Source organism: Fluviirhizobium alvei, assembly GCF_030551875.1.
Lineage (GTDB): Bacteria > Pseudomonadota > Alphaproteobacteria > Rhizobiales > Rhizobiaceae > Rhizobium_E > Rhizobium_E alvei.
This window is the reverse complement of record NZ_JAUOZU010000038.1, coordinates 1-1,177: the sequence shown is the minus strand read 5'-3', so window position 1 is coordinate 1,177 and position 1,177 is coordinate 1. Positions and strand designations below refer to the sequence as shown.

At 60.6% G+C, this 1,177-nt stretch carries 1 protein-coding gene; it reads left to right on the top strand.

Annotation, left to right across the window (positions count from 1 at the left end; all coding sequences use genetic code 11):
* Entirely contained in the window at positions 1-1,176 is a 1,176-nt protein-coding gene (gene tuf, locus Q4481_RS24550) for an elongation factor Tu (protein ID WP_304379058.1), read from the top strand.
* The last annotated feature ends 1 nt before the right edge of the window (position 1,177 follow it).

The following is a 1,177-nucleotide window of genomic DNA, read 5'->3' as shown; positions in this document are numbered from 1 at the left end:
ATGGCAAAGAGCAAGTTCGAGCGCACCAAGCCGCACGTGAACATCGGCACGATCGGCCACGTTGACCACGGCAAGACGTCGCTGACGGCGGCTATCACGAAGTTTTTCGGCGAGTTCAAGGCGTATGACCAGATCGACGCCGCTCCGGAAGAAAAGGCCCGCGGCATCACCATCTCGACGGCACACGTCGAATATGAGACGGCCAACCGTCACTATGCCCACGTTGACTGCCCCGGCCACGCCGACTACGTCAAGAACATGATCACCGGTGCTGCCCAGATGGACGGCGCGATCCTGGTTTGCTCGGCTGCCGACGGCCCGATGCCGCAGACCCGCGAGCACATCCTGCTCGCCCGTCAGGTTGGCGTTCCGGCAATCGTCGTGTTCCTCAACAAGGTCGACCAGGTCGACGATCCGGAACTGCTCGAGCTCGTCGAACTCGAAGTTCGCGAACTTCTGTCGTCCTACGACTTCCCGGGCGACGATATTCCGATCATCAAGGGCTCGGCTCTGGCCGCTCTCGAAGATTCGGACAAGAAGATCGGCGAAGACGCGATCCGCGAACTGATGGCAGCTGTTGACGCTTACATCCCGACCCCGGAACGTCCGATCGACCAGCCGTTCCTGATGCCGATCGAAGACGTGTTCTCGATCTCGGGCCGTGGTACGGTCGTGACCGGCCGCGTCGAGCGCGGTATCGTCAAGGTTGGCGAAGAAGTGGAAATCGTCGGCATCCGCGCGACCACGAAGACGACCTGCACGGGCGTTGAAATGTTCCGCAAGCTGCTCGATCAGGGCCAGGCTGGCGACAATATCGGTGCACTGCTTCGCGGCGTGACCCGTGATGGCGTCGAGCGCGGCCAGATTCTCTGCAAGCCGGGTTCGGTGAAGCCGCACAAGAAGTTCATGGCAGAAGCCTACATCCTGACGAAGGAAGAAGGCGGCCGTCATACCCCGTTCTTCACCAACTACCGTCCGCAGTTTTACTTCCGCACAACGGACGTGACGGGTATCGTTTCGCTGCCGGAAGGCACCGAAATGGTGATGCCGGGCGACAACGTGACCGTTGCCGTTGAACTGATCGTTCCGATCGCGATGGAAGAAAAGCTCCGCTTCGCTATCCGCGAAGGTGGCCGTACCGTCGGTGCAGGCATCGTCGCCTCCATCATCGAGTAAT